Origin of the sequence: Ramlibacter aquaticus (genome assembly GCF_015159745.1) — a bacterium.
In the GTDB taxonomy this organism is placed as follows: domain Bacteria; phylum Pseudomonadota; class Gammaproteobacteria; order Burkholderiales; family Burkholderiaceae_C; genus Ramlibacter; species Ramlibacter aquaticus.
This window is the reverse complement of the sequence record NZ_JADDOJ010000128.1, coordinates 1-6,543: the sequence shown is the minus strand read 5'-3', so window position 1 is coordinate 6,543 and position 6,543 is coordinate 1. Positions and strand designations below refer to the sequence as shown.

The following is a 6,543-nucleotide window of genomic DNA, read 5'->3' as shown; positions in this document are numbered from 1 at the left end:
ATCTCGCGGAGCTGCACGCGACGGCCCGCAACAAACTCAAGAGCGCACAGAAGCGCCCCACCATCATCGCCGCTTGCTGGATGCAGGCTACGCTCTGGTGATGTCATGAATTTAGAGAAGCTCAATAGTTGGAGCCAATCACGCTGAAGGTGTACGCGGTGATCGCGCCAGTCGAGTAGTTGATGGCACAGCTGCCGGCCTGACCAGCCGTGGGTGCAGTAACGTCGGTCACGACCATTTCGGTGGGCACCGTGGCAAGCAGTGCGGCTGCAGTGCAACTCGTTACCACCGAGCCCAGCGTGGAGCCACCCTGGCGCAGAGCGTAGTTGGTGGCAGCGGCGGACGAGATCGCGCCAGCAGCACCCTTGAGCGCGGCCGCCTTGGCGTCGTTGGACACGTCCAGGTACTTCGGGATGGCGACAGCGGCCAGGATGCCGATGATGACGATGACGATGATCAGTTCGATCAGGGTGAAGCCCTGCTGGGCTGCCTTCGCGATGCTGCGGGAAATACGCATTTGTTCACTCCACTTAAAAGGAAAGGTTGAGTCTGCCCCCAAGCCACCAACTGCCATCGACTGCGCATTCCTGGGTGACTTGTGACAAAGCATTGTGACCAACTACCTTCTGTAACACAATGCTTCCAAACGGGGTCTGTGACTTTTTGTGCAGCAGGTTGCGCTACAGCAACTGTTTCACAAAGGCCACTTTTCACGTGCTCAGGTCATCGATAGGATGACGCTTTGTAAGAATTTGCAAGGACTTTTTATGGCCTTTGCTCTGGGGCAGTTGAGCCTGGGAGGCACGGACTGGATCGGCGCGGACTGCACGCCGGACGGCCGTTGGGTGGGAGTCAGGGTGCGGGCGGCACGCTCGGGCCGCGGCCTTCCGGTCGTGGTGAAGAGCGCGCAGAGCTCGGGCATCTCCATGGGTGAGCAGGCGATCGCCGAGCTCGCGAAGGAGTTGGGGACCGCCAGCTGGACCTATCCGCTCGCCCGGGGCGATTACCAGATGCTGGTGGTGCCCGAGCCCCCGACGCTGGAATCCGAGATCGAGTCCAGCCTGCGCTGGACATTGAGCTCCATGGTCGATTTCCCGATCGACCAGTGCATCGTGCAGTGGATGCGCATTCCCACGGCCGAGTTCGACACGGAGCACGAGAAGCAGCTCTACGTGATCGTGGCGCGCGACCAGACCGTGGATGAGCAAGCTTCGCCGTTCCGCAGTGCCAAGGTTCCGCTGAAGGCCGTGGAAGTGCGCGAGACGGCCCTGCGCAACGTCGCGGCGCTGCTCGAGCGCAAGGACGAGGGCATCGGCCTGGTGACGCTGGGCGCCACCGGGGTGACGACCACCTTCACCTTCCGCGGCGAGCTCTACCTGGACCGCTTCATCGCCCAGCCGCTGGAGGAGGTGCTCGACGACGAGCCCGCCAAGCAGCTGCGCTTCATGGACCGCATCGCCACGCAGGTGTACCAGTCCATGGACCTGCTGGGCCGCAACTTCCCGTTCATCAACGTCGGGCGCATCGTTGTCGGCGCCGCGCCAGGCCTGGACATCGCCTCACACCTTCGTGGCAAATTGCCCGTGCCCGTGGACGCGCTGGAACTGTCCCAGGTGCTGAACCTGGACGCAGTTCCTGAGCTGCGTAAGCCGGAAATGCAGTCGCGTTACGTGGTGGCGATCGGTGCCGCGCTGCGCGGTAACAAGGGGGCCGCATGAGCCAGCAGATCAACCTCCTGCGCCAGAAGGGGCTGCCCCAGGCGGCGGTCTATTCGGCCGCAGTCCTTCTTGGTGTGGGTCTCGTGGCCGTGCTGGGCTACGGCGGCATGGCCAGTCAGAAGCTCTCCAGCGCGCAAGCCCAGTTGGCCAGCGAACAGCAGCAGGTTCAGCGCCTGAAGCAGGCGATCCAGGCCGCCGAGATCGCGCGCCGTGCCCCGGACGGCATCCAGGCGCTGGATGACGAGATCGCACGGCTCAATGCGCGGTCGCAGCAGGCCGCGCCTCTCCTGGCCAGTATCGAAGCAGGCGCGGCGGGCGATCCCCAGGGGTACTCGAAGCAACTCGGCCTGCTCGCCACGATCCCGAGGGATGAGCTTTGGCTGACCAATGTCGACGTCGGCAAGTCGTCCAAGCAGGTGCTGGTGGCCGGCCGCGCCATGCGCAACGAACAGGCCGTCGCGTACGCGAAGCGCTTGCGTGACGCGTTCGATCCGCTGGGGGTTCACTTCAACGCGATCGAACTGCGGCCCGAGCCGCTGCCCAATTCGGCGGCTGACAAGCCGGCCACCGTGGTCAATTTCAAGATTTCCTAAGCCATGGCCACCAAGAAGAACCCCGCCCGCCAGCTCTGGAAAGAGTTTTTCGCGCTCCCCGCGCGCGAACGCCTCCTGGCCATCGTCGCCATCGTCGGCTTCCTCTTCCTCGTCGTTGACTTCGCCTGGGTGCGGCCCCGCACCGCGCAGGTCAAGGACGTTCAGGCGCAGTTGGACAGCACGCGCAAGGAGTCCGAGGCCCTGACCCAGGTGGTCACGGAAGCCACCAAGCCCCTGCCGGCCTCGGTGACGGCGTCCAAGTTGGCCGAGCGTGACCGGCTGCGCGTCACCGTGGAACGCGCCGAATCCGTGCTGCATGAAGCCTCGGGCGACGTGCGCATGGGCGAGATGATCCGCACCCTGGCCAGCACCGCGCCCGGCATCACCCTGGTGTCTTTGAGGACGCTTCCGCCCCAGGTGTTCTACACGCCCGCGATGGCCCCGGCCGCAGCGCCCGCCAAGGGCGCATCGGCGGCTGCGTCGGCTTCTGCCGCCTCGGCCGCGCCCGCGGTGGCGCCTTTCCCGCCGGTGTATCGGCACGGCCTGGAAGTGACCCTGAAGGGCACCTACGCGTCCCTGGTGCCGTACCTTCGCACCCTGGAAACCAACATTCCCGGGGTCTACTGGGGCGGCGCGAAGCTGTCCGTTGGCACCTACCCGGAGGCCAGCATCCAAGTCACGCTGTACACCCTCAGCACCCAGCAGGAGCTGTCCTTCGAATGAAACACGTTCCCTCCAGGCGCGCACCCCTGCGGCCCCTGGCCTTCGCGCTCGTCGCGTTGGCCTCGGCCGGTGCGCAGGCCCAGGCCGATCCCACCAAACCTTCGGCGGCGTGGCTCGCTGCCCAGGCGAAGTCACCGGGCCAGAAGGAGCCAGAGGCCACTGAATCCAGCGGTCCGGCCAACGCCCAGATCCTGCTGTCGGGGCGTGCCAGGCGTTTTGCCATGGTCGATGGCCATGTGGTCAGGCCCGGGGAGAGCTACAACGGCGCCAAGTTGGTGGCCGTCGGGGAGGAGGGCGCCGTCTGGGACCGGGGAGGCACCCGGGAGAGTTCCAGCATGACGCCCGCGGTCCAAAAGACCACCGTCGCAGCCGACAAGGCCAAGGCCCTGCCGGCGACCAAGAAACACAAAGAATCGAAGTGAACGGAGAAGTCAGATGAGGCGAGCCCTAATTCCCTGCGTGATCGCGGCACTGTCCGGTTGCAGCGTTCCCATGATCAAGCCTGACACCAGCGTGCAGGAAAGCATCTCTGCGGAGATGAAGGCCGCGGCGCCCGCCAAGCCGCGCGCCGAAGCCGCCTCCGCCGCTTCAACGGTGAGCGCGACCCTGCTGCCGCCGCTGCGCACGCCCCCGCCACGCGCCGCTTCGCGTGACCTGGAGCCGCGCTTCAACCTCAAGGTGAGCGACGCCCCGGTCTCGCAGGTGCTGCTGGCCGTGGTGCAGGACACCCCGTACAGCATCCTGCTCAGCCCGCGCAGCACTGTGCCGGTGGTGGGCACCACCGTGCCCCAGGGCCCGATCAACGAGACCGTGAGCGTCAACCTCAAGGACGTCACGGTCTTCGAGGCCCTGGATGCGATCCGCGAGACCTACGGCTAAGACTATGCCGTGGACGGCACCCGGATCTACGTCTACCCGCCGGAGATGCGCACCAAGCTCTACCAGGTGAACTACGTGCAGGGCATGCGCCGCGGCGTGAGCGACGTGCAGGTGATCGGCGGTGCATCCGCCAACAACTCCAACAACGGGTCGGGGTCCAACACCGGCAGCACAGGGTCTAGCACCACGGGGAGCTCGAATTCCAGCTACGCCTCCATCCAGGCCACCGCGCTGACCTCGATCCAGAAGGCGGACCTGTGGGGCGACATGGAAGACAGCCTGCGCACGCTGCTGGGCTGCCAGATCGCCCGCTACACCGCAGCCACCACCGGTGGCACCACCACCGGCACCACCAGCGGCAGCGGCACCTCCAACAGCTCGCGCGCCGACACCAGCTTCCCGTACGAACCGCGCGTGGCCGAGCGCCTGCGTGGCGCCGAAGGCTGCCCGGGCGGCCGTGCCGTGGCGGTGAACGCCATGAGCGGCACCATCGTGATCCGCGGCCTGCCGGCTGAACTGCGCCAGGTCGAGACCATGCTGCGTTCGCTGCAGCTGAACATCGAGCGCCAGGTGATCATCGAGGCCAAGGTGGTCGACGTGGAACTGAACGCCGGGGCGCAGCAGGGCATCAACTGGGCCGGCCTGCACAACGGCGTCTTCCGCGGCGGCGTGGGCGTGAACCCCAGCCTCGTGGACGCGACCAACACCGCCAACGGCGCGACCCGCGGCAACATCAGCGCGGGCACCACCATCGGCGACCTGGTCGGCACCAGCCTGCTGGGCGTGGCCAACGCCAACGCCTTCTCGGCCGGCCTGGGCATCGCGGTGCAAGCCACGAACTTCAGCGCGCTGCTGAACTTCCTGCAGTCGCAGGGTTCGGTGCAGGTGCTCTCCAGCCCGCGCATCTCCACCCTGAACAACCAGAAGGCGGTGATCAAGGTCGGTGCGGAGGAAAGCTTCGTGACCAACATCACGGGCGGCAGCTCCACGGTCAGCAACGGGATTGCGCAAACCACGGCCCCGACGCTCACCTACCAGCCCTTCTTCTCCGGCATCTCGCTGGACGTAACGCCGCAGATCGACGAGAACGACAACATCACGTTGCACGTGCGCACCATGGTGAACTCGATCTCCGAGAAGGAGAAAATCGCCACGCCGTCCAACGCATCCAGCCGCGTGCCTTTCGCCGTGAACACCATCAGCGAAACCGACAGCGTCGTGAAGACGCGTGACGGCCAGGTGGTCGTGATCGGCGGCCTGATGAGCGAGAACAGCTCCGACAACCGGGCCCGCGTGCCGGGGGCCGGTGACGTTCCCGTGGTCGGCGCCCTGTTCGGCAAGAGCGACCGCTCCACGAGCAAGCGCGAGCTGGTGATCCTGCTCAAGCCCACCGTGGTGAAGGGTGACGAATCCTGGGCTGGCGAGATCAACCAGGTGCAGGGCCGCATCGAGCGCATGAACGCCAACCCGCCGCGCCTGTCTCCCTTCGCCCAGTGATCCCGCAGTGTCGTAGGAGAGCGCATGTACCTGCGGCACTTCGGGCTGCGTGAGTTTCCGTTCAGCATCACGCCCGACACGAGTTTCTTCTTCGGGTCGGGCGCTTCCCAGGAGGCGCTGAACACCCTGGTGGTGGCCATTCGCATGGGCGAAGGCTTCATCAAGATCACTGGCGAGGTCGGCACGGGCAAGACCTTGCTGTGCCGCAAGCTGATGGCCAGCCTGGAAGGCGACGAGTACACCGTCGCCTACATTCCCAACCCCTACCTGGACCCGGTGGCGCTCTTCATCGAGCTGTCCGCCGAGCTGGGCATCGCCCAGGCCGAGGGTGCGCCCAACCAGCACCAGCTGCTGCGCGGCCTGAACGAGCGCCTGCTGGCGCTGACGCGCGAAGGCCGCAAGGTGGTGATCTGCCTGGACGAGGTCCAGGCCATGCCCATCGAGACGCTGGAAGCGCTGCGCCTGCTGACCAACCTCGAGACCGAGAAGCGCAAGCTGATCCAGGTGGTCATCTTCGGCCAGCCCGAGCTCGAGGCGAAGCTGAACCATTCCGCCATCCGGCAGCTCAAGCAGCGCATCACCTTCCACTACCACCTGCAGCCGCTGTCCGGGCCGGAGCTCTCCTACTACCTGCACCATCGCCTGGTGGTGGCGGGCTACCAGGGCGGCCCCGTGTTCACGACCGCGGCGACGTGGCTGCTGGAGCGCAAGACCCGCCGCGTGCCGCGGCTGGTGAACATCGTCGCCCACAAGTCGCTGCTCAGCGCCTTCGGCAAGGGCGCGCGCCGCGTCACCGTGTTCGACGTGCTGGCCGCTTCGAACGACACCGATTCCACCCGCACGGCGCCGTCATGGCGGCTGCGCGGCCTGTTCTTCCTCGTGCTGGCCGGCTGCGCCGCCAGCCTTGCCTGGATCCATTTCCAATGAGCGTCATCAACAAGGCCCTGAAGGACCTGGAACAGCGCCACGGCGCCGACCTCGCCCAGGACCCGCTGTCGCAGCACGTGCACGCGGTGCCCGTGGCGCCCCGCAACCGCATCGGGCGGGCCTCCACGGCCGGCTTCGCCGTGGTCGTCGCCGCCGGCGCGCTGGGCTGGTACGCCTTGCAGCAGCGCGGCGCGCCCGCGCTGCTG

At 66.4% G+C, this 6,543-nt stretch carries 9 protein-coding genes; 8 read left to right on the top strand and 1 reads right to left on the bottom strand.

Annotated features, from left to right (window positions below; all coding sequences use genetic code 11):
• Positions 1-121: 121 nt before the first annotated feature.
• Positions 122-517 (bottom strand): prepilin-type N-terminal cleavage/methylation domain-containing protein, encoded by a 396-nt coding sequence (locus tag IM725_RS20755; RefSeq protein ID WP_193782278.1) that lies wholly within the window; start codon positions 515-517, stop codon positions 122-124.
• Positions 518-896: 379 nt separating this feature from the next.
• Between IM725_RS20755 and IM725_RS19345 the strand changes: the two genes are divergently transcribed.
• From IM725_RS19345 to IM725_RS19310, 8 genes are all read left to right on the top strand, one after another.
• Positions 897-1,718, top strand: a complete 822-nt coding sequence (locus tag IM725_RS19345; RefSeq protein WP_193782277.1) for a hypothetical protein — start codon at positions 897-899, stop codon at positions 1,716-1,718.
• The gene (locus tag IM725_RS19340) at positions 1,715-2,311 is read left to right on the top strand and encodes a hypothetical protein (RefSeq protein WP_193782276.1); all 597 of its coding nucleotides are present in this window, start codon (positions 1,715-1,717) and stop codon (positions 2,309-2,311) included. Before IM725_RS19345 ends, IM725_RS19340 begins: the two co-directional genes overlap by 4 nt.
• 3 nt (positions 2,312-2,314) lie before the next feature.
• A complete protein-coding gene (locus IM725_RS19335; RefSeq protein ID WP_193782275.1) occupies positions 2,315-3,034 on the top strand; it encodes a hypothetical protein in 720 nt (239 codons plus the stop codon).
• On the top strand, positions 3,031-3,456 hold the full coding sequence (locus IM725_RS19330; RefSeq protein WP_193782274.1) for a hypothetical protein: 426 nt from the start codon (positions 3,031-3,033) through the stop codon (positions 3,454-3,456). Before IM725_RS19335 ends, IM725_RS19330 begins: the two co-directional genes overlap by 4 nt.
• Positions 3,457-3,469: 13 nt before the next feature.
• Positions 3,470-3,913: a hypothetical protein gene (locus IM725_RS19325; RefSeq protein ID WP_193782273.1), complete on the top strand. Its 444-nt coding sequence runs from the start codon at positions 3,470-3,472 to the stop codon at positions 3,911-3,913.
• 9 nt (positions 3,914-3,922) lie between these two features.
• A complete protein-coding gene (locus IM725_RS19320; RefSeq protein ID WP_193782272.1) occupies positions 3,923-5,410 on the top strand; it encodes a type II secretion system protein GspD in 1,488 nt (495 codons plus the stop codon).
• 24 nt (positions 5,411-5,434) lie between these two features.
• Positions 5,435-6,337: an ExeA family protein gene (locus tag IM725_RS19315; RefSeq protein WP_193782271.1), complete on the top strand. Its 903-nt coding sequence runs from the start codon at positions 5,435-5,437 to the stop codon at positions 6,335-6,337.
• Positions 6,334-6,543, top strand: a 210-nt coding sequence (locus tag IM725_RS19310; RefSeq protein ID WP_193782270.1) for a hypothetical protein, incomplete at its 3' end; no start/stop codon positions are given. The genes IM725_RS19315 and IM725_RS19310, both read left to right, overlap by 4 nt.